The 21,695-nt window shown below is 69.8% G+C and carries 16 protein-coding genes and 1 tRNA gene; 8 read left to right on the forward strand and 9 right to left on the reverse strand.

Annotated elements, in window-relative coordinates; genetic code table 11:
• Positions 1-11: 11 nt before the first annotated feature.
• Positions 12-911: a hypothetical protein gene (locus ACFXOM_RS05205; RefSeq protein ID WP_384929807.1), complete on the reverse strand. Its 900-nt coding sequence runs from the start codon at positions 909-911 to the stop codon at positions 12-14.
• A 250-nt stretch (positions 912-1,161) separates the two neighbouring features.
• Here ACFXOM_RS05205 and ACFXOM_RS05210 point away from each other — a divergent pair, with 250 nt between their 5' ends.
• The 5 genes from ACFXOM_RS05210 to ACFXOM_RS05230 all read left to right on the forward strand — a co-directional run bounded on the left by ACFXOM_RS05210 (position 1,162) and on the right by ACFXOM_RS05230 (position 8,410).
• Positions 1,162-1,932 (forward strand): S1 family peptidase, encoded by a 771-nt coding sequence (locus ACFXOM_RS05210; protein ID WP_384929805.1) that lies wholly within the window; start codon positions 1,162-1,164, stop codon positions 1,930-1,932.
• 421 nt (positions 1,933-2,353) lie between these two features.
• Entirely contained in the window at positions 2,354-2,677 is a 324-nt protein-coding gene (locus ACFXOM_RS05215; protein ID WP_384929804.1) for a chorismate mutase, read from the forward strand.
• A gap of 306 nt (positions 2,678-2,983) precedes the next feature.
• The gene (gene pepN, locus ACFXOM_RS05220) at positions 2,984-5,515 is read left to right on the forward strand and encodes an aminopeptidase N (protein WP_384929801.1); all 2,532 of its coding nucleotides are present in this window, start codon (positions 2,984-2,986) and stop codon (positions 5,513-5,515) included.
• A gap of 79 nt (positions 5,516-5,594) precedes the next feature.
• Positions 5,595-6,977 (forward strand): pyridoxal phosphate-dependent decarboxylase family protein, encoded by a 1,383-nt coding sequence (locus ACFXOM_RS05225; RefSeq protein WP_384929799.1) that lies wholly within the window; start codon positions 5,595-5,597, stop codon positions 6,975-6,977.
• Positions 6,974-8,410, forward strand: a complete 1,437-nt coding sequence (locus ACFXOM_RS05230; protein ID WP_385036971.1) for a lysine N(6)-hydroxylase/L-ornithine N(5)-oxygenase family protein — start codon at positions 6,974-6,976, stop codon at positions 8,408-8,410. Before ACFXOM_RS05225 ends, ACFXOM_RS05230 begins: the two co-directional genes overlap by 4 nt.
• Here ACFXOM_RS05230 and ACFXOM_RS05235 read toward each other — a convergent pair.
• Complete coding sequence (locus ACFXOM_RS05235; RefSeq protein ID WP_385036973.1) at positions 8,407-10,209, reverse strand: bifunctional metallophosphatase/5'-nucleotidase; 1,803 nt, start codon at positions 10,207-10,209, stop codon at positions 8,407-8,409. The genes ACFXOM_RS05230 and ACFXOM_RS05235 overlap by 4 nt on opposite strands.
• 94 nt (positions 10,210-10,303) lie before the next feature.
• On the opposite strand from ACFXOM_RS05235, the gene ACFXOM_RS05240 reads away from it, so the two are divergent.
• Together ACFXOM_RS05240 and pyk are read left to right on the forward strand one after the other, a co-directional pair.
• Positions 10,304-11,002: an SIMPL domain-containing protein gene (locus tag ACFXOM_RS05240; protein ID WP_385036975.1), complete on the forward strand. Its 699-nt coding sequence runs from the start codon at positions 10,304-10,306 to the stop codon at positions 11,000-11,002.
• Between the two features lie 624 nt (positions 11,003-11,626).
• The gene (gene pyk, locus ACFXOM_RS05245; RefSeq protein WP_385036976.1) at positions 11,627-13,060 is read left to right on the forward strand and encodes a pyruvate kinase; all 1,434 of its coding nucleotides are present in this window, start codon (positions 11,627-11,629) and stop codon (positions 13,058-13,060) included.
• A 78-nt stretch (positions 13,061-13,138) separates the two neighbouring features.
• On the opposite strand, the gene ACFXOM_RS05250 is transcribed toward pyk, so the two are convergent.
• The 3 genes from ACFXOM_RS05250 to ACFXOM_RS05260 all read right to left on the reverse strand — a co-directional run bounded on the left by ACFXOM_RS05250 (position 13,139) and on the right by ACFXOM_RS05260 (position 16,127).
• Positions 13,139-15,037, reverse strand: a complete 1,899-nt coding sequence (locus ACFXOM_RS05250) for an alkyl/aryl-sulfatase (protein WP_385036978.1) — start codon at positions 15,035-15,037, stop codon at positions 13,139-13,141.
• A gap of 135 nt (positions 15,038-15,172) precedes the next feature.
• The gene (locus ACFXOM_RS05255; protein ID WP_385036980.1) at positions 15,173-15,958 is read right to left on the reverse strand and encodes a helix-turn-helix domain-containing protein; all 786 of its coding nucleotides are present in this window, start codon (positions 15,956-15,958) and stop codon (positions 15,173-15,175) included.
• Between the two features lie 85 nt (positions 15,959-16,043).
• Positions 16,044-16,127: transfer RNA gene (locus ACFXOM_RS05260), tRNA-Leu, on the reverse strand.
• A gap of 93 nt (positions 16,128-16,220) precedes the next feature.
• Between ACFXOM_RS05260 and ACFXOM_RS05265 the strand changes: the two genes are divergently transcribed.
• A complete protein-coding gene (locus tag ACFXOM_RS05265) occupies positions 16,221-16,877 on the forward strand; it encodes an ANTAR domain-containing response regulator (protein WP_384929781.1) in 657 nt (218 codons plus the stop codon).
• Positions 16,878-17,022: 145 nt separating this feature from the next.
• Here the strand turns inward: ACFXOM_RS05265 and ACFXOM_RS05270 are convergent, their stop codons facing one another.
• From ACFXOM_RS05270 to ACFXOM_RS05285, 4 genes are read right to left on the reverse strand one after another with little or no spacing between them, the layout of a single operon-like run.
• Entirely contained in the window at positions 17,023-17,739 is a 717-nt protein-coding gene (locus tag ACFXOM_RS05270; protein WP_384929778.1) for an ABC transporter ATP-binding protein, read from the reverse strand.
• On the reverse strand, positions 17,736-18,869 hold the full coding sequence (locus ACFXOM_RS05275) for an ABC transporter ATP-binding protein (protein ID WP_385036982.1): 1,134 nt from the start codon (positions 18,867-18,869) through the stop codon (positions 17,736-17,738). The genes ACFXOM_RS05270 and ACFXOM_RS05275 overlap by 4 nt, the downstream gene beginning before the upstream one ends.
• 5 nt (positions 18,870-18,874) lie before the next feature.
• The gene (locus ACFXOM_RS05280) at positions 18,875-20,608 is read right to left on the reverse strand and encodes a branched-chain amino acid ABC transporter permease (RefSeq protein ID WP_385036985.1); all 1,734 of its coding nucleotides are present in this window, start codon (positions 20,606-20,608) and stop codon (positions 18,875-18,877) included.
• A 5-nt stretch (positions 20,609-20,613) separates the two neighbouring features.
• Positions 20,614-21,546, reverse strand: coding sequence for a branched-chain amino acid ABC transporter permease (locus ACFXOM_RS05285; RefSeq protein WP_384929770.1), 933 nt, complete (start codon positions 21,544-21,546; stop codon positions 20,614-20,616).
• Between the last annotated feature and the right edge of the window lie 149 nt (positions 21,547-21,695).

The raw sequence follows: 21,695 nt of genomic DNA on the forward strand, positions 1-21,695 counted from the left end.
AGGAAACGTGGTCAGGTGTCGCATTCGAGAATCGACCGGCACAGGCCGCAGCGGGCCCGCACCCGCCCCTGCACGGGCAGCCGGATGCGCTGGTGGCACGTGGGGCAGGGGAAGGAGACCCGAAGCCCCCCGTCGGGCGCCGGCTCGAAGGAGTACGCGGAGTCGGGGCCCGTTTGCCCGTTCCCACCGTGGTCCTGGGCGTACCGGCGGTCCTTGGCGTAGCGGCGCCTTCCGTTCCAGCCCGCGGCGACGAGCGGCGGCCGCCGGCCGTCGTGCAGCGCCTGGGTCCGGCCCTTCGCGTAGGCCGTGTACCCCTGGGGGCTGGTGAACCAGACCGACGGGTCCTCGCCGAAGACCAGTGCTCGTTTGGCCAGGACGTAACCGAATTCCTCAGGCGTCAGATAGCCCAGTTTCTGGCTGGAAACCTCGTCCTCGCGGTAGGCGTCGAGCAGGAGCCAGCCCGCCCCCAGGTAGGTCGTCACGGTGTCCGTGAGGATCTCGTTGGCCTTGGTGCCGGGGAACTGAAGCCCCAGCCGGTGCAGGAGCACGTGTGTGATCTCGTGTGCGAGGGCCGCTCCGATGTCCCGGCGATGGGTGCGGAAGCGGTCGTTCAGTTCGATGAAGTACTCGGGTCCCGCGGTGAGTTCCACGCTCGCCGCGTGGTGCATCTCCCGGAAGCTCACGATCATCCTGGCCTCCGGCAGCCGCAACTGGTGGACCAGGGCGTGAGCCACCCGCTGTGCCCCGAGGTGCAGGTCGTCCTGGTCGGAGAAGGCGACGTCGGCCGGGGCGACGCTGCCGTCGTAGGCGCGCACGCCGTCGTAGGACAGCCTCCGGTGCAGGGCCGTGATCGCCGCCCGCACGGTGTCGAGGTGCGGGAAGCCGTGTACCACTTCGCTGCCGTTCGCCACTCCCGCGCTCCCTGGGGGTGTTCTCCGGATCCGGACCTCGGGCCGTCCTGATCGACGGTCGGCCGTTGCCAACTCTACGGCGCGGTACCTCCCCTTCGCGGTGCGGTGAATGGCCGAAAAGCGCGTCTTGTGGGCCTTCGCGTGCGTCCTCATAATCCGGACCACCTGCTTGACGAGCCCATGTCATTAATCCCCAGGCGTGGGCCACGTCGCGCGCAGGCAACAACCCCCCACGAAAGAAGGCAGACCCTTGAACACTCTCGCGCGCTTACTCCGGAGATGCGCCGCAACCGGCGCCGTCGTCCTCGCCGCCGTCAGCCTGCAGCCCACCACCGCATCGGCCGCCCAGGCACCCGTCGTCGGCGGAACCCGTGCCGCCCAGGGCGAGTTCCCGTTCATGGTCCGACTCTCCATGGGCTGCGGCGGCGCACTGCTCACCCAGCAGATCGTCCTCACCGCCGCACACTGCGTGGGCGCCTCCGGCAACAACACCGGCATCACCGCCACCGCCGGAGTCGTGGACCTCCAGAGCTCCAGCGCCATCAAGGTCAAGTCCACCAAGGTCCTCCGGGCCCCCGGCTACAACGGCACCGGCAAGGACTGGGCACTGATCAAGCTCGCCCAGTCGATCAACCTGCCCACGCTGAAGATCGCCGACACGACGGCCTACAACAACGGCACCTTCACCGTCGCAGGCTGGGGCGCCCGCTACGAAGGCGGCGGCCAGCAGCGCTACCTGTACAAGGCGCAGGTCCCGTTCGTCTCCGACGCCTCCTGCAAGCAGTCCTACCCGAGCCTCGTCGCCGACGAGGAGATCTGCGCCGGCCTCGCCCAGGGCGGCATCGACACCTGCCAGGGCGACTCCGGCGGCCCGATGTTCCGCAAGGACGACGCCGGGGCCTGGATCCAGGTCGGCATCGTCAGCTGGGGCCAGGGCTGCGCACGGCCCAACTACCCCGGTGTCTACACCGAGGTGTCCACCTTCGCCACCGCCATCAAGGCCGCGGCCGCGAACCTGTAGCAGGTGAACCGGTGCGCCGGGGGAACCGGCGCGCACAGTGGGAAGGGCGGGTGGCGGGAACCCCTCCGTCACCCGCCCCGCCCGGACCCCCGTTGCCGCGGACGAAACGGCCCCGCAGGCCCCCGGCCCGCCCGGCCGTCGGCCACCAACGCCCCCTGCGGCGCGCCGCCCCCTGGACGACGATCGGCCCGAGCCCGAGCCCCACGCGACCCCGCAGCCCTGCACCGCCACCGCACTCCCCGTCGCGGCCGGCGCCCGCCGCATCGGCCACCACGACCCCGTACGCCTCCCGGCGGGTCGGCACGTGCCCCGTCCGCTTTCGCGAACAACAGGGCCGCACCGCCCCGAGGGCGGAGCGACCACGTCCCGCATCCCGAACGCCCGCCGACCGACGGCCCCGCCCCACGTAAGCTGGGCCGCCATGACCACCAGCAAGACGAGCGACCACGACGACCCCGTCCAGGCCGAGCTGACCCGGCTGCGCGAAAGCATCGACAACATCGACGCGGCCGTCGTCCACATGCTCGCCGAACGTTTCAAGTGCACCCAGCAGGTCGGCCACCTCAAGGCGGAGCACCACCTGCCGCCGGCCGACCCCGCCCGCGAGGCCCGCCAGATCGCCCGGCTGCGCCAACTCGCCGAAAGCGCCAAACTCGATCCCGCGTTCGCAGAGAAGCTGCTGAACTTCATCATCGCCGAGGTCATCCGCCACCACGAGACGATCGCCGACGCGGGCCGCGCGTGAAGCGGGCGGTCGTCCACCCCCACGGCGGGACGACGTCCACACCGGGCTGCGCCACGCGGATGACCGGTACCGAAGGGCCGTCCGCAGCCGTCGTCACCGATCCCCGCCCCCTCGCCGGTGCTCCCGACCACCCCGGCCACACGCCCCCTCGCCCGCCCACTCCTCGGCTACCGGGCGCGGCACCGTCCGTCCCCCGTCCACCGCCCGTCCCGCACGACGCCCCGGACCCCAGCCGCGTGGAATCGCCTGCACGCTGAGAGCGAATCCCCCGTGCTCCCGGACCACCCCATCGGGCAGCATGACCCCATGTCCGTACTGACGCGCGACGAAGCGCAGACCCGAGCCCAGCTCCTCGACGTCCACCGGTACGAGATCGACCTCGATCTCACCACCGGGGCAGGGACACCCCCGGGTGCGGCCGGGGGAGACACCTTCGACTCCCACACCGTGATCCACTTCACGGCGCGGACAGCAGGAGACACCTTCGTCGAGCTCAAGCCCGCCGCCCTCCGCTCCGTCACCCTGGACGGACGGCCCCTCGACCCCGAGACACTCGAGGGCAACAGGCTCCCACTGACCGGACTCACCGCGGGCGACCACGAGCTGCGCATCGACGCAGCCATGGAGTACTCCCGCACCGGCGAAGGCATGCACCGGTTCACCGACCCCGCCGACGGCCGCACCTACCTCTACACCCAGCTGTTCATGGACGACGTCCAGCGCGTCTTCGCCGCCTTCGACCAGCCCGACCTCAAAGCGGTCTTCGAACTCAACGTCACCGCCCCCGACGGCTGGAGCGTCCTCGCCAACGGCACCACCACCCCCCAGGGCGACGGCCGCTGGACCGCGGCCCCCACCCCGCGCATCTCCACCTACCTCGTCGCCGTCGCCGCCGGCCCCTGGTACTCCGTACGCACCGAACACCGGGGACTGCCCTTCGGTATCCACTGCCGCCAGTCCCTCGCGCCCTACCTGGACGCCGACGCCGACGAGATCCTCTCCGTCACCCGCGACTGCTACGACCGCTACCACGAGAAGTTCGAAGAACCGTACCCCTTCGACTCCTACGACCAGGCGTTCGTCCCCGAGTTCAACGCGGGCGCCATGGAGAACCCCGGCCTCGTCACCTTCCGTGACGAGTTCGTCTACCGCTCCGCCGTCACCGACACCGAGCGGCAGACCCGCGCCATGGTCATCGCGCACGAGATGGCCCACATGTGGTTCGGCGACCTCGTCACCCTCCGCTGGTGGGACGACATCTGGCTCAACGAGTCCTTCGCCGAGTACATGGGCTTCCAGACCCTCACCGAAGCCACCCGGTACACCGACACCTGGACCGACTTCGGCGTCACCCGCAAGTCCTGGGGCTACGACGCCGACCAGCGCCCCTCCACCCACCCGGTCGCACCCGACCCCGACGCCGTCCCCGACACCGCCTCCGCGATGCTCAACTTCGACGGCATCTCCTACGCCAAGGGCGCGTCCGCGCTCCGCCAACTCGTCGCCTGGCTCGGCGAGAAGGACTTCCTCGCCGGGATCAACCTGCACTTCTCCCGCCACCGCTTCGCCAACGCCACCCTCGCGGACTTCATCGACTCGCTCGCCGCGGCCACCGACCGCGACGTCCACTCCTGGGCCGAGTCGTGGCTGCGCACCACCGGCGTCGACACCCTCACCCCCGACCCCACCGACACGGACGGCGGCTGGCAACTCGGCATCGCGCACGCCGGCAGCCGGCCGCACCGCATCTCCGTGGGCACCTACGACCGGGACCCCGTCGACGCCCGCGGCCTCGTCCTGCGCGAACGCTTCGAACTCGACGTACCCCTCCAGGAGCCCGTCAGGCGGCCCGGCCGCCGCCCCGCGCTCGTCGTCCTCAACGACGGCGACCTCACCTACGCCAAGATCCGCCTCGACCCCGGCTCCCGGGACACGGCGCTCGGGACGCTCTCCGGCATCCCCGACGCCCTCACCCGAGCCGTGGTCTGGAACGCGCTGCGGGACATGGTCCGCGACGGCGAACTCGACCCCACCGCCTACCTGCAGACCGCCCGCACCCACCTCCCGCACGAAGCCGACCTCGCCGTCGTCCAGGGCGTCCTCGCCTTCGCCACCACCCACGTCACCGACCGCTACGTCACCCCCGAGGCCCGCCCCGCCGCCCTCGCCCTCATCACCGACCTCACCCGCGACCTCATCCGCCGCACCGAGGACGGGCACAACCCCGGCCTGCGGCTCACCGCCGTACGCCACTTCATCGACTCCGCCGCCCACCCCAACGGCCTCCACGACTGGCTCGCCGACGGCAGCATCCCCGGCGGCCCCGACCTCGACCCCGAGCTGCGCTGGCGCGTCCTGTCCCGACTGGCCGTCCTCGGTGCCCTCGACGAGGCCGGCATCGCCGCCGAACTCGACCGCGACCCCAGCGCCACCGGCCAGGAAGGCGCTGCCCGCTGCCGCGCCGCCCTCCCCACGGCCGAGGCCAAGGCCGCGGCCTGGGCCCGCCTCTTCGACACCGACGGCCTGTCCAACTACCTGTTCACCGCCACGGCCCAGGGCTTCTGGCAGCCCGAACAGGCCGACGTCGTCAAGGAGTACGTCCCCCGCTTCTACCCCGCCGCGGTCGCCACCGCCGCCCGCCGCGGCCCCGCCATCGCCGAAGCAGCGGGCCGCTACGCCTTCCCCGCCCACGCCGTGGACACCGACGCCCTCCGCCTCGGCGAGGACTGCCTCCGCGACACCGACGTGACGCCCGCCCTGCGCCGCAAGCTGGTCGACCAACTCGACGAACTGCGACGGGCCCTGGCGATCCGCGGGACCGTACCCCATTCGGGTTGAGATCAACAGACCCGGAGAAAAGCCGCACGGACCGAGTCCACGCTGGTGTAGCCGTCCCCCACACCAGAAGGATCCGCCCGTGAGCATCCCGCCCCTTGCCGGAGGGGCCGCAGGGCACCACGCCCTACGGCCCCTCCTCGCCGTCGTCCTCGGCGCACTGCAGGAAGGAGCGGAAGCCCGCGGCGGCCCCCTCCCCGCCGGCGGCCCCGACACCGTCGACGCACGCGTACGGGACACCCTCACCCCCGTCCTCCCCGACCACGGCACCGGAGCCGACGAAGCCCTCCACACCCTGGTCCGCACCCTCGCCCACGGCGCCGCCGACCCCGCCGACCCGCGCTGCGCCGCCCACCTCCACACACCGCCGCTCGCCCTCGCCGTCGCCGCGGACCTCGCCGCCTCCGTACTCAACCCGTCCCTCGACTCGTGGGACCAGGCGCCCGCCGCCTCGGCGCTGGAAACCGTGGTCGCCGAGGCACTCGCCGCAGAGGTCTACCCCCACGCCGCGCACCCCGACGCCCTCGTGACCACCGGCGGCACCGAAGCCAACCAACTCGCCCTGCTCCTCGCCCGGGAACGCCACGGCGCCGTCCACGTCGTGTGCGGCGCCCACACCCACCACTCCGTCCGCCGCGCCGCCTGGCTGCTCGGACTGCCCGAACCGGTCACCGTCCCCGCCCCCAGCGGAACCACCGACCTCGCCGCACTCGACGACGCCCTCACCGGACTGCACGGCCCACGCCGTCCCGTACTGGTCGTCGCCACCGCCGGCACCACGGACACCGGACAGATCGACCCGCTCGCCGACATCGCGGCCCTCTGCCACCGGCACGGCGCCGAATTCCACGTCGACGCCGCCTACGCCGGACCCCTGCTCTTCAGCGCCCGCCACCGCCCCCGGCTGAACGGCCTCGAACACGCCCGGACCGTCACCCTCGACCTGCACAAACTCGGCTGGCAGCCGGTCGCCGCAGGACTCCTCGCCGTCCACGACAGGACCCACCTCGCCCCCCTGCGGCACACGGCCGACTACCTCAACGCCGAAGACGACACCGAAGCAGGGCTCCCCGACCTCCTCGGCCGCTCACTGCGCACCACCCGACGCCCCGACATCCTCAAGATCGCCGTCACCCTCCGCGCCCTCGGCCGCACCGGACTCGCCGACCTCGTCGACCGCACCTGCAGCGCCGCCCAGCACCTCGCCGACCTCGTCGACCAGCACCCCGCCCTCGAACTGCACGACCGCCCCGCCCTGTCCACCGTCCTGCTGCGCCCCCGCGATGCCACCGACACCACCGTCGCCGGTATCCGCCGCAGCCTCCTCTACGAAGGCCGTGCCGTGTTCGGCCGCGCCCACACCGACGGCCGGCTCTGGCTCAAAGCCACCCTCCTCAACCCCCACACCACCCCGGACGACCTCGCGACCCTCATCGCGCTCGTGGAAGGCAGCACCCTCCGATGACCACAACGCCCACCGCCGGAGCCCAGGGCCGCAGCGACCGGCCCCACGACGTGGTGGGCATCGGCATCGGCCCGTTCAACCTCTCCCTCGCCGCCCTCTCCGACGGACTGCCCCGGACCGGACCCGGCAGCCTCACCACCGCCTTCTACGAGCAGCGCCCCGCATTCCACTGGCACCCCGGTCTCCTCCTCGACGGCGCCACCCTCCAAGTGCCGTTCCTCGCCGACCTCGTCACCCTGGCCGACCCGGCCAGCCCCTGGACGTTCCTCAACTACCTCAAGAGCCGCGACCGGCTCTTCCCCTTCTACTTCGCAGAGAAGTTCCACGTCCAGCGCGCCGAGTACGACGCCTACTGCCGCTGGGTCAGCAGCCACCTCCCCGGCCTCCACTTCAGCCACCAGGTCGACGCCGTCCGCTGGCACCCGGAACGTGCCCTTTTCGAGGTCGACTTCACCCAACTCGACGCCGGGGGAGGGGCCGAATCGCTCGGTCGCACCTACGCACGCAACCTCGCCGTCGGCATCGGCACCGAACCCCACGTGCCCGAGCCCCTCAAACCCCTGGTCGGCTCCGCCGCCGTCCCCGTGATCCACTCCGCCGACTACCTCCGGCACCGCGAGCGACTCCTCGGCGCCGAACACATCACCGTCATCGGCTCGGGGCAGTCCGGCGCCGAGATCTTCCTCGACCTGCTGCGCGCCCGCCCCGCCGGAACCGAAAGGATGCACTGGCTCGCCCGCACCGAGGCCTTCGCACCCATGGAGTACTCCAAACTCGGCCTCGAACACTTCACCCCCGACTACACCCGCTACTTCCACGGCCTCCCCGAGCCCGTACGCGACGAACTCGTCCCCCACCAGTGGCAACTCCACAAAGGCATCGACACCGACACGATCGCCGCCATCCACGACGAGTTGTACCGGCGCACCCTCCACGGCGGCTGGCCCGACACCGTGCTCACCCCCGCGGTCCAGGTCAGGGCCGCCGACGCAACCGGCACCACCCACATCGAACTCCACCTGGAACACCTCCAGCAGGGCACCAGCAGCAGGCTGCACACCAACGCCGTCGTCCTCGCCACCGGCTACCGCCAACGCCCCCTCGACCGCGTACTCACCGGCCTCGACGCCCACATGCGCCGCGACTCCTCGCAACGACCCTGCGTCGACGACGAGTTCCGACTCGTCCTCGACCCCCTCGTCACCGGCGCGGTGTACGTCCAGAACGCCGAACGCCACACCCACGGTGTCGGCGCCCCCGATCTCGGACTGGCCGCCTGGCGCAGCGCCACCATCCTCAACTCCCTCACCGGAGCGCAGCCCTACCCCCTGCCACGGCGCACCGCCTTCACCAGCTTCGGCCTGGAACGGCAGGAGGCGCCCCGCATCCCCGGCCAGGCGCCTCCGCTCGTCCCGCTCAAGGACCGGTGCTAGAACACCGGTGCACCGTCACGCGTCAGCATCCACCCCACCGACGCGAACGCGGCGGGATCCACCGTCCCCTTCGCCTGCACCCACTGGATGATCGTGTTGCGGATCTCCTCCGAGTTCGACCACAGCTGCTGGGCCTTCGTCACGTGCGGGAACGCGCCACCACCACTCGCGCGGTAGTTGTTCACCGCCAGCACGAACTGCGCCGCCGGATCCACCGGCTTGCCGTCGTACGACAGCTTGGCGATCCGGGAGCCCACCGGCTTCGCGATGTCGATCTCGTACGACACCCCGTACAGGGCGTCGTAGTTGTAGTCCGGGATGTTCTCCGCGTTGGTCAGCTTCGCCGTGTCCACCGGCCCACCGGCCGGGGTCTGCACGTAGTACCTGGCCGAGTACTCCAGGTAGTCCTTCAGCTGGGCGCCGGTCATCAGCCGCGCTTCCAGCGTGTTCTCGAACGGGTACAGCCCGGCTGCGTCCTTGATGGTGACCTGCCCCGACGGAATGGCAGCCGTCCGGGAGAAGCACGAGGCCTGCGACAGGACCGGCAACGCCGCGTACTGTCCGCCCGCCAGCGCCGCCTTCACCGTCTCCACCTGGACGTGGCTGATCAGATCGATGATCGGCTCGTCCTTCCACGGCGCCTCCGCCGTGGACATCGCCGCGGTCGACGTCCCGATCACCTGGTTGACGTACGTGACGACCTTCTGGTGCTCGTCGACCAGCAGTCGAGTGATCGCCGGGTCCTCCTCGGCGGTATTCGAGTTGAGCACCGTCGCGCCCACCTTCGCCACCGACCAGCGGCCCCTCTCCCACACCAGGTCGAAGTCGAACAGCGTGAGGCGCTGGCCCCACTTCAGCGGCTCGGACAGCACCACCTGCTTGCCGGTCTGCTTGTTCGTCACCACGTACTCGGCGATCTCGGTGTGCGCGTGACCGACGAGGATCGCGTCGATCCCCGGGACCTGTTCAGCCACCAGACCCGCAGCGTTCTCAACGTACGGCAGCTGGTCGCCGTAGGAGGACGTACCGCTGGAGCCCGAGTGCGCCGACACGATGACGACGTCCGCACCCATGGAACGCAGCTTCGGCACCCACTTCGCCGCCTGCTCCTCGAGGCCCGGGAACACCATCTTCCCGCTGACGTTCGCCTTGTCCCAGATCGCAATGCCCGGATTCGTCAGCCCCAGGACCGCCACCCTCACATCGCGGCCGTGCGGCGTGCACAGCCGGTGCATGCTGTACGGCGGGAACGCCGGCCGCAAGGTCTTCGCGTCGAGCGCATTGGCACCCAGCAGCGGGAAATCGCACTGCTCCTGGAACTTGCGGAGCACCGGAATGCCGTAGTTGAACTCGTGGTTGCCGAGCGCGGCGGCGTCGTAGCCGATGGCGTTCATCGCCTGGGCCATCGGGTGGACCGGCCCGCGGCGCGCGGTGATCGGATCGACCTTGGCGTAGTAGTACGACAGCTGGGTGCCCTGGATGGTGTCACCGGCGTCGATGAGGAGCGTGTTGCGACGCCCCTTCTCCTCGCGCACCTGCGCCACGAGAGTGGAGATCTTCGCCAGACCCACGTCGTTGTGGTTCTTGTCGTCGAACTCCTTGTCGGTGAAGTAGTCCCAGTTGAAGACGTTGCCGTGCAGGTCCGTCGTGCCCATCACGGTGAACGAGTACCGCTTCGGCGGTCGCCCGTGGCCGTGTCCGTGAGCCTCCGCCGGGGTCGCGGCCACACCCCCCGCGATGGCGGCGCCAGCTCCGGCAGCGGCCGAACGGCCCAAGAACGTCCTGCGATTGAGCGCCATGTGATCTCCCTCGTTCAGTGGCACAACGCGCGTAGATTCTGGCGCAGGGCAGCCGCCTGCGGAAGGGTTCGAGAACAACAGCGAGGGAGGCCACATGACCAATGACGCGGCTCCGTACGGAACCCCCGAAACACCACGGATCGCCGTCCGCGGCGAGGCACGGATCGAGGTCGACCCGGAGATCGCCCGCATCGGCGTGACCGTCAGCGCCCGCGGCACCGACCGGCGCAGCGCCCTCGACGACCTCACCCGACGCAACACCCACGTCCTCGACCTCATCAAGACCTACGGCACCGCCGTCGAGAAACTCGAAACGGGAGCGTTCTCCATCAGCCCGGAACTCTCCCGGCACGGACGCGGCGAACGCGTCCGCGCTTACCACGGCCGGGTCCACATCACCGCCGTCCTCTCCGACTTCACCGCACTCGGCGAACTCACCACCCGTCTCGCCGACCTCGACCTCACCCGCGTCGACGGCCCCTGGTGGTGCTTGCGCCCCGATTCCCCGGCCCACGGAGAAGCCCGCCGCCAAGCAGTCGTCGAAGCCGTCCAGCGCGCCCGCGAATACGCCGAAGCCGTCGGCGCACGGCTCGCCGCCCTCGTCGAACTCGCCGACCTCGGCGCCGAAGCCCCCACGTCCTACGCAATGCCGCCGGCCCAGGGCGCCATGCGCTCCGCCGCCTTCGCCGGATCGGCAGCCGAAGCCGCGCCGGCCCTGGACCTCGAACCCGAGCGACAGACCGTCTACGCCCAGGTCAACGCCCGCTTTACGATGACGCCACCGCAGTTGTAGCCGCCATCGCCCCTGGGGCGAGCCGCGGGGTTCCGCACGGCACCCGGCCGCTCCCGTCCGGCTCACCCCTCGCCGCCGGGTCCGACACCGCCACGCACCGCCCGCCCACGGTGCCCGCCGATCCGGTCCCGGACGGCCACCGGCGGCGGGCAGCTCCCGCCCGTCGCCGATCGCCGCGCGCCGGGAAATGCCCCGAGACCGCCTCCGGGAACACCGCGCCTGCGCCCTGCACCCACTCCTTTTCCAAGGCCCCCGGCGCAGCTCCTTCCGGCGCCGCGGCGGCCCCCGAGAAACCCGTTCCGATCGGCGGGGATGAGCCGGCGGGGAAACGGGTGGCGCCGGAACCGCGAGGGATCGCGGGAGCGCGACCGGGAGCAGGCGTCCTGGAGACGCGGGGCCGTGAGACGGCCCGCCGGTGATCCGGGCAATGACACGCCCGGCCGAGTGCAGCAGCAGCGGCAGCCGCAGCCCATGCCGCAGCCGTACGCCCCGGGACGCCGGAATACGCTCAGACGAGCGCCCCCATGCACAATTCAATACTTGTCAATGAACCTTCACCCAAAGGTTGTTGAGTGGTCATGCGCAACCAATTCTCTACCGGCGGGTAAGACTTAGGCTCGTAACATGCGCCGAGCAAAAATCGTCTGCACACTGGGGCCCGCCACGGAGTCATACGACCAGATCAAGGCACTGGTCGAGGCCGGAATGGACGTCGCCCGCTTCAACCTCAGCCACGGCACCTACGCCGAGCACGAGGCGCGGTACCACCACGTCCGCGGCGCCTCCGACGACGCCCGCCGCAACGTGGGCATCCTCGTTGACCTTCAAGGCCCGAAGATCCGCCTCGGAAAATTCGGCGAAGGCCCCGTATTCCTTGAACGCGGTGACACCTTCACCATCACCGTCGAACCCATCGAGGGCGACCGCAACGCCTGCGGCACCACCCACCCCGGCCTCGCCGCCGACGTCACCCCCGGAGAACGCATCCTCGTCGACGACGGCCGCGTCACCCTCGAAGTCACCGGCGTCGACGGACCCCGCGTCCGCACCACCGTCGTCGAAGGCGGCGTCATCTCCGACCACAAGGGACTCAACCTCCCCGGCGTCGCCGTCTCCGTCCCCGCCCTCTCCGACAAGGACATCGACGACCTCCGCTGGGCCATCAGGATCGGCGCGGACGCCATCGCCCTCTCCTTCGTGCGCACCGGACGCGACGTCGACGACGTCCACCGCATCATGGACGAAGAAGGCCGCCGCCTCCCCGTCATCGCCAAGATCGAAAAGCCGCAGGCCGTCGACGACATCGACGGCATCGTCGCCGCATTCGACGGCATCATGGTCGCCCGCGGTGACCTCGGCGTCGAAATGCCCCTCGAACACGTGCCCCTCGTGCAGAAGCGCGCCATCAAACTCGCCAAGCGCAACGCCAAACCGGTCATCGTCGCCACCCAGATGCTCGACTCGATGATCGACCACCCCCGGCCCACCCGCGCAGAGGCCTCCGACGTCGCCAACGCCATCATCGACGGGACCGACGCCGTCATGCTCTCCGGTGAGACCAGCGTCGGCAAACACCCCATCGACACCGTCCGGACCATGAGCCGCATCGTCGAAGCCGCCGAGGAGGACATCCTCGCCCGAGGCCTCCCGCCGCTCACCGAACGCAACAAACCCCGCACCCAGGGCGGAGCCGTCGCCCGTGCCGCAGCCGAGATCGGTGACTTCCTCGGCGCCAAGTTCCTCGTCGCCTTCACCCAGTCCGGAGACACCGTCAGGCGACTCTCCCGCTACCGCTCGCCCATCCCCCTCCTCGCCTTCACCCCCGAAGCCGCCACCCGCTCCCAACTCAACCTCACCTGGGGCGTCGAAACCTTCCTCGGCCCCCGGGTCGACTCCACCGACGCCATGATCGACCAGGTCGACGAACAACTCCTCAAGATCGGCCGCTGCCAGCAGGGCGACATCGTCGTCATCACCGCAGGTTCCCCACCCGGCCTCCCCGGCTCCACCAACCTCGTCCGCGTCCACCACATCGGCGAAGACGACCGCCCCAGGTAGCGGCACCCGTCGTCGGCGCCTCACCCTCCGCGACCCGGCGTCCGGCAAACCCCTCGTTACCGCGCCACCGGAGCCGACTCACGGAGTGACGATCGGGAACATCGGATCCGGTGAGTCCAGCACGCCCAACAACGTCCGCAGCAACGACACATCGCCCTCCACGACGACGTCACCGAGACCCTTCCCACCCAGCAGCGCCACCAACTGCGGCTTCGTCATCGTCAACGTGACCCCGGCATCCGGACGCCTACCCGCACCGCTCCGGTACGACAACACCCCGTTCGCCAACGTCAACCACCACACCCCGCCCGACGACGGCATGTCCCAATCCATCGTCAACCGCACGTCCCACGCCCGCGGTCCGTTCACCCGGACCGCCACCGAGTCGATCAACTGGTCCACCGACAGCGCCATCAGCAGATCCGCACCGGCAGCCGACGCGGGAGCCGGCTCCACCCCCTCGCGCAGCTCCAGGGCACCCGACAGGTAGAAGTTCCGCCACACCGCGTTCTCCGCCGCCCGACCCAACCTCGTGTACACCGCGGCCAACTCCTCCCGCGCCCCGCGGTGCGACGGATCCGCGAACACCACGTGGTTCAGCAACGTCGCCGCGAACCGCAGATCGCCCTCCCGGGCGAAACCCCTCGCCTTCGCCACCGTCGCAGCACACCCACCCAACGCCGCCACGTAGCGCTTCGCCTCGGCCACCGGAGGATGCTCCCACAGGTGCGCCGGATTGCCGTCGAACCACCCCATGTAGCGTTGGTAGATCCCCTTCACGTTATGACTCAGCGAACCGTAGAACCCGCGATTCGCCCACACCCTCCGCAACGCCGGGGGCAGTTCCAGCGACTCCGCTATCTCCCGACCCGTCAGCCCCTGATTGATCAGCCGCACCGTCTGGTCGTGCAGGTACGCGTACAGATCCCGCTGGAGCCCCAGCCACTCCGCGATGTCCCGCCCGCCCCACGTCGGCCAGTGGTGCGAAGCGAACGCCACGTCCGCCCGGCCGCCGAACAACTCCACCGACTCGCCCAGATAGCGCGCCCACAACCGCGCGTCCCGCACCTGTGCACCCCGCAGCGTGATCACGTTGTGCATCGTGTGCGTCGCGTTCTCCGCCATGCACACCGCGCGCAGCTCGGGGAACAGGAAGTTCATCTCCGCATGCGCCTCGGCCCCAGGCGTCATCTGGAACTCGATCCGCACCCCGTCGACGGTCTCCACCTGCCCCGTCCGCGACACCTCCCGGGTCGGTGGAACCAGTCCCACCGTCCCCGTGGACACCGCCTGCCCCAGCCCGCAACCGACCTGCCCCACGGGGGACTTCGGAAGCACCGCTCCGAACATGTACGACGCACGACGCCTCATCGCCGGACCCGTATAGACGTTCTCCGACACGGCGTGCTCCATGAACCCGGCCGGTGCAAGCACCGGAACGTCTCCCTCCGCCCCGCCGGGAAGCACGCCGCGGGAGCCCCCGAAGTGGTCCACGTGGGGATGCGTGTAGATCATCCCCGTGACCTTGCGCGCGCCACGGTGCCGCCGGTACAGCCCGAGTGCGGCGGACGCCGTCTCCGCCGAGATCAGCGGGTCGATCACGATGATCCCGGTGGCTCCCTCCACGATCGTCATGTTCGACACGTCGAGTCCACGGACCTGGTAGATGCGGTCCGCCACCTCGTACAGCCCCTGCTTCACCGCGAGCCGGGACTGCAGCCACAGCGCGGGATGCACCGACCGGGGAGTCTCTCCCTCCAGGAACCCGTACGCGTCGTTGTCCCACACCACCCGCCCCTCGGCGTTCCGCACCACCCCGGGGGTGAGCGCGGCGACGAACCCGCGGTCGGCGTCCTCGAAATCACCCCCGCTCCCGGGAGTACCGGTGACCGCCGCGGCAGCCAGCGGATTGACGGTGACGGCCGCTGCTGCGGCACCTGCGGCGGCGACGAAGCCGCGTCGGTCGAGAGGACTCATGCGGCGAAACTCGCAGTCGGGGTGCGACGCGACAAGGAGATTCCCACAGATTGGGCTGCGTCCCCGGGAAACCGGGGAACCCTTGTGACGGGTCACAGACGACCGGTCCGCCGGCCACCGACTGCCGGGCGCCCGTCAGTACTTCGGGCCTATGTGGGCGTCCATGAGGGCGACGGACTCACGGCGGGCCACCGAGATGTTGTACGGCCGACCGTTGCGTGTGCAGTGTTTCCACTCGACACCGAGGCCGTCGAGCGTGTCGGTGCAGAGTCGTCTGATGTCGTCGGAGACGTTGGTGAAGAAGTACCGCGGGTACTCGTAGCGCTTGCGCACACCACCGACGAGCCGTGTGGTCCAGTTGACGTTCCGGCACCCGTCCGAGTGGACGAGCCCGCGGAGGAACTCCCAGGGGTGCGCGTCCACGATCTGCTGCTGCCAGGGCTCGAGGGCGATCCTGCGCTCGTGCTTCTTGCCGGGGCCGTGCTGGGGGAAGAGGCAGGTCCAGTGGCATGAGTAGGACTTGACTTCGACACATCCTGCTCTCGTCCGGCGCCCGGTCCTCCGCAGCGGCATGATGCGCCGCATGGCGTCCTCGGCTGCGTCGATGAGTCCCGGGTAGGCCGCCGTGCAGTAGATCGACAGGCGGTGATGCCTGGGTTTCGTGATGATGTGTCCGTCGCCCAGGTAGAGCCCGAGAAGGTACGAGTACGCCTCGTGGTCGAGGGGGGATCCGTCGCAGCGGGGGCAGCTACTGGGCCGGAGGGTGCCCGGGCATGCGCCGCGCTGGGCGCGGTCGATGTGGAGCCAGTACGCCACCGTCCCGGCTGGTACGTTCAGCGTCCGGGCGACTTCAATATTCCTGGCGCCGCCGTGAAGGAGGGCCAGGGCGCGGCGTCGAACCGCGGTTCCATGAGGTGTCATGCGTACACTCTGAGTGAACGGCCCTGGTTGTGAGCGACGAAAAGCGGATGTTCACTAGAACGTGAACACCCGCTTTTGCGCGATGTGCCGGGTATGGGATTCGAACCCACACGTCCTTGCGGACAGAGGTGTTTGAGACCTCCGCGTCAACCAGTTGCGCCAACCCGGCGAGATCACCGCGTGCAGCATACCGTGTGCGCGACGACCAAGCCCACTAGGTAGGCTCATGGGCAGCAGTACCTGCCCGCAACGAGGAGCTACCGTGACCGCCCCCGAGTCGCCCCAGCCCGTCGCCGACGACGAGAACGCGTCGCACGTCCCGCCGATGACGACCCGCGTGGTCATCGCCGAGGACGAGGCGCTCATCCGCCTCGACCTCAAGGAAATGCTCGAGGAAGAGGGGTACACCGTCGTCGGTGAGGCCGGTGACGGGCAGACGGCCGTCGAACTCGCCCGCGAGCACCGGCCCGACCTGGTGATCCTCGACGTGAAGATGCCAGTGCTCGACGGGATCTCCGCAGCCGAGAAGATCGCCGAGGAATCGATCGCCCCGGTCCTGATGCTGACGGCGTTCTCGCAGCGTGATCTGGTGGAGCGGGCGAGGGACGCGGGGGCCATGGCGTACCTCGTGAAGCCCTTCAGCAAGAGCGACGTGGTGCCGGCCATCGAGATGGCGGTGTCGCGGTTCGCGGAGCTGAAGGCGCTGGAGAGGGAGGTCGCGGATCTCGCCCAGCGGCTGGAGACGCGGAAGCTGGTGGACCGTGCGAAGTCGATCCTGCAGACCCAGTACGGGCTGACGGAGCCGAATGCCTTCCGGTGGATCCAGAAGACGTCCATGGACCGTCGGATGTCGATGCAGCAGGTGGCGGAAGCGGTCATCGAGGACGCCGAGGAGAAGAAGGCGGCCAAGGGGCAGTAGCGCCCGGCCGGCCGCCGCAGGCCTGGCGGGTCCTCGATCGACCGACCGTGGTCGACGGCGCGTGCAGCGCCGAGGGCCGCTCCGAGCCCGTCCGCCGGATGGGTGAAGGCCCGCCACAGGGGCGGGCCTTCTCGTGTGGCCGGGCTCAGTCCTCGCCGAGGTACGTCTTGCGGACGTTCTCGTCGTGGAGCAGGTCCTGGCCGGTGCCGGTGAGCTTCACCTCGCCGACCTCCATGACGTACGCGTAGTCCGCCAGGGACAGCGCGGCCTGGGCGTTCTGCTCGACGAGCAGGATCGTCGTGCCCTGGGACTTCAGCTCGGCGATGGTCTCCATGATCTTCTGCATCATGATCGGGGAGAGGCCCATGGAGGGCTCGTCGAGCATGAGCAGCTTGGGCTGGGACATGAGGGCCCGGCCCATGGCGAGCATCTGCTGTTCTCCGCCCGAGAGCGTTCCGGCGGCCTGCTTGCGACGTTCGCCCAGGATGGGGAAGAGGTCGTAGGCGCGCTGGACGTCCTTCTCGATCCCGGCCTTGTCATTGCGGAGGAACGCTCCGAGCTGGAGGTTCTCCGTGATGCTGAGGCGGGGGAAGATGTGCCGGCCCTCGGGGGAGTGGGCGAGCCCGAGGGAGACCACCTTGTGGGCGGGGATGCCGTTGAGCACCTGTCCGTCGAACGTGATCTTGCCCGCGGTGGGCTTGAGCAGTCCGGAGAGGGTGCGCAGGGTCGTCGTCTTTCCGGCGCCGTTGGTGCCGATGAGGGTGACGACCTGGCCCGCTTCGACGGAGAAGGAGATGCCCTTGACGGCCTCGATCTTGCCGTAGGCGACCCGGAGGTCCTCGACTTCGAGGAGTGCGGTCACTTCGCGTCTCCTTCCGTGCTGGTGTTGTTGGTGTTGCCGGTGGTGCGCGTGTCGCTGTCCGCGGTGGCTTCCGGTGCATCGCCGGACCCGTCCGACGCTTCGGAGGCGTCGGACGCGGGGGTGTCTTTCCCGGTGTCCCCGGCCTCGGCGCCGGTGTCCCCGGTGTCCCCGGCCCCGGTGTCCGCGGCCTCGCGGGTCTCGGCGTCGTCGTCAACGGCTGCGGGGGCTTCGGTGTCAGCCTCCGCCTCCGTCTCCGCGGCTTCCGCGTCCTCGTCGCTGCTCGCCGACGGCTCCGCTGTCTCGACCGCGGCGGTGTCGGCCTCATCGGGCTCGCCCTCGAACGGCGTGCCCAGGTAGGCGGCGATGACGCGCTCGTCGCCCTGGACGACCGCCGGGGTGCCTTCGATGAGCTTCTGGCCCTGGACGAGGCAGGCGACGCGGTCGCACAGGTTGAAGATGAAGCGCATGTCGTGCTCGATGACGAGGACGGCGATGCCCATGTCCCGGATCGCGAAGATGAGTTCTTCCGCGGCGCGGGTCTCCTGCGGGTTCATGCCGGCGGTCGGCTCGTCGAGGAGCAGCAGGCCGGGGTCGCTCGCGAGTGCCCGGGCGATCTCCAGCTTGCGCTGCTCGCCGTAGGGGAGGTTGCGCGAGAGGTGCTCCGCCTTGTGGGCGAGGCCCACGAACTCGAGGAGTTCCATGGCCCGTGCGTGGGACGCGGCTTCCGCCCGCTTGAAGCCGGGGCCGCGCAGGAGGGCCGACCAGAGGCCTTCCTTGGTCCTGGTGTGGCGCCCGACGAGGACGTTCTCCAGGACGGTCATGTTGGCGAAGAGTCGGATGTTCTGGAAGGTGCGGGCGATGCCCGCGGTGGTGACGAGGTGCGGCTTGGGCGGCAGCACCGTGCCCCTGTACTTGACGGTGCCCTCGGAGGGCACGTAGAGCCCGGTGAGGCAGTTGAAGAAGGTCGTCTTGCCCGCACCGTTGGGCCCGATGAGGCCGACGATCTCGCCGGCGCGGACGGTGAGGTCGACGGAGCGCACGGCGGTGAGGCCGCCGAAGCGCATGGTGACGCCGCTCGCGTCGAGGACGGTCTCTGCCGTCTTGGTGGTGGTCTCGGTGGTGGTGGTCATGTCTTTCACGCCCCAGCCTTGGCGATGCCGACGCCGGGTTCCAGACCCTTGTCAGGTACGTCGGTCTGGTCGGTCTCGTCGTTCTCGTGGTACTCGAGCTGGGCGCGCCGGTTGGCGATGAGGCCTTCGGGGCGGAAGCGCATCAGCAGGATGAGGGCGATGCCGAAGCCGAGGAGCTGGTAGTCCTGCAGGAACTGCAGCTTGGCCGGGATCATGTAGAGCAGTGTGGCGCCGAGCAGCGGTCCGCTGATCGTGCCCATGCCGCCGAGGATGACGGCCGCCAGGAGGAAGGCGGAGTTGGGCGGGACGGGGCCGGCGAACTGGTACATCTCCGGCACCACGGTGTGCTGGACGTGTGCCTGCACGGTACCGGCGAGTCCGGCGAGGGTGGCGCCGAGCGCGAAGGCGATGAGTTTGACGCGGAAGCCGTTGATGCCCATGGCGGTGGCTGCCGTCTCGTCCTCTCGGATGGCGACCCAGGCGCGTCCGATGCGGGAGCTGCCGGCGCGGCTGAAGACGAGCACGACGAGGATCGTCGCGAGGAGCATCAGCAGGTAGTAGTTGGCGTAGGCGCCGAGTTCGATGCCCGCGACGGTGTGGGACTCCCCGAAGTTGTATCCGAAGAACTCGAGGTCGGGGATGTTCGGGATGCCGTTGGGGCCGTTGGTGATCCGGGGGCCGGAGACGCCGTCGAGGTTGCCCATGGCGATGCGGAAGATCTCTCCGAAGCCGAGGGTGACGATGGCGAGGTAGTCGCCGCGCAGTCGCAGGGTCGGGGCGCCGATGACGACGCCGAAGATCAGGGAGACCACTGCGCCGGTGAGGACGGCTGCCCAGAAGGGGAAGTGGACGCCGAAGGCCGAGGCCGTCGATCCCGATACGAGGGCGGCGGTGTAGGCGCCGACGCCGAGGAAGGCGACGTATCCGAGGTCGAGGAGGCCGGCGAGGCCGACGACGACGTTCAGGCCCAGGGCGACGGTCGCGAAGATGAGGATGTTGACCGCGACCAGGGTGTACTGGTCGGTGTTCTGGGTGAAGGGGAAGGCCGCGGCGGCGACGAAGGCCGAGACCACCGTGACCTGGCGGTACTTGGCGGTGACCGCGGAGAGCCGGCCGATGAGGCCCGCCTTGAAGAGTGCGGTGGCGCCGAAGCCGACGGCGATGAGGTAGCCGGTGAAGAGCTCGGCGTACTCGGTGTCGATGCCGTAGGTGATCACGAAGAGGCCGACGGCGAAGGCGGCGACGATGATCAGGATTTCGGCCCAGGAGGGGAGCTCCTTGGGCCGGGTGGGCTTGCGGGTGTCCTCCGGCAGCAGGTACGCCGTGATGGCGGGGGCGGCCGAGGCGATGGCCGCGACGAAGCCGCCGGGTTCGAGGTTGACGATGCCGCCGAGTTCGACGCAGATGGCGGCGAGGGCGAACCAGGTGGTGCCGAGCCCGCCGAGTGCGAGCAGTTGGAGGGCCTTGGTGCTGCCGGCGGGGGTGAGCCAGCCGAGTCCCTTGATGCCGAGGGAGGCGAGTGCGAAGAGAGCGGTGAGCAGTCCGACGACCAGGGTGAGGACCTGGAGGCCGCCGGGGTATCCGGTGACGGTGAGGTCGCCGGGGAATTCGGAGGTCCAGGTCCAGGCCAGGAAGGTGCTGGCGAGGGTGGCCACGCCGCCCGCTGCGGTGAGCCAGCGGAGGGTGGTCGTGCGGGCGTCCACCGTGTCGACGGTTGCGTTCGTGGAGTCTGTGGTCATCGTTCTCACGCCCGATCCGCGACGCGCTCGCCGAGGAGGCCCTGGGGCCGGACGAGGAGCACGACGATGAGGAGTACGAAAGCCCAGACGTTGGACCAGGCGCCACCGCCGAGCTGCTGCATGCCGGGGATGTCCTCGATGTAGGCGATCGACAGGGACTCGGCGAGGCCGAGGACGACGCCGCCGACCATGGCTCCGTAGATGTTGCCGATGCCGCCGAGGACCGCCGCGGTGAAGGCCTTGAGTCCGAGGATGAAGCCCATCTCGAAGTTGATCTGACCCTTGTCCAGGCCGTAGGCGACCGCGGCGACCGCGGCGAACGCGGCGCCGATGGCGAAGGCCATCACGATGATGCGGTCGGTGTTGATGCCCATCAGCTTCGCGGTGTCGGGGTCCTGCGCGGTGGCTTGCATGGCGCGGCCGCTGCGGCTCTTGGAGACGAAGATGCCGAGGGCGAGCATGCAGAGCGGGGCGAGGATCAGGATGAACGCGTCGGCGCGCTGGATCGCCAGGTTGTCGAAGATCTTGAAGGAGTCACCGGTGAACTCCGGGAAGCTGCGGGCTGCCTTGGCGTCGGGGTAGAAGCCCCAGACGAGCTGCTGGAGCGCGATCGACAGGCCGATCGCGGTGATGAGGGGCGCCAGGCGGGGGGCGCCGCGCAGCGGCCGGTAGGCGAAGCGCTCCGCGGCGGTGGCGACGGCGACGGAGGCGATGGCGCCGCCGATGATCATGAGGGGTACTGCCACCAACAACGAGGTCCCACTTGGGAGCCAGATGTAGGTGGTGAGGGCGCCGAAGCCCCCGATCATGAAGATCTCGCCGTGGGCGAAGTTGATGAGCTGGACGATGCCGTAGACCATGGTGTACCCGATGGCGATGAGGCCGTACAGGGCACCGAGGGCAAGGCCATTGGCCAGTTGTTGCGGCAGTTCGTTCACCGCAGGGCCTCCGATGAGCGTGTCGGATATGACACCGCGGGGGGGGGGTGGTTTGGTCCTCGCGTGGGGTGGGTTGCGTGGTGGGGGTGGGGATGTCGGGGGTGGTCAAGCTTCGAATACTGGGGGCCTTAAAGCTCCCTCGCCAGAGA

The sequence above is a fragment of the Streptomyces sp. NPDC059169 genome, from assembly GCF_042755225.1.
Lineage (GTDB): Bacteria > Actinomycetota > Actinomycetes > Streptomycetales > Streptomycetaceae > Streptomyces.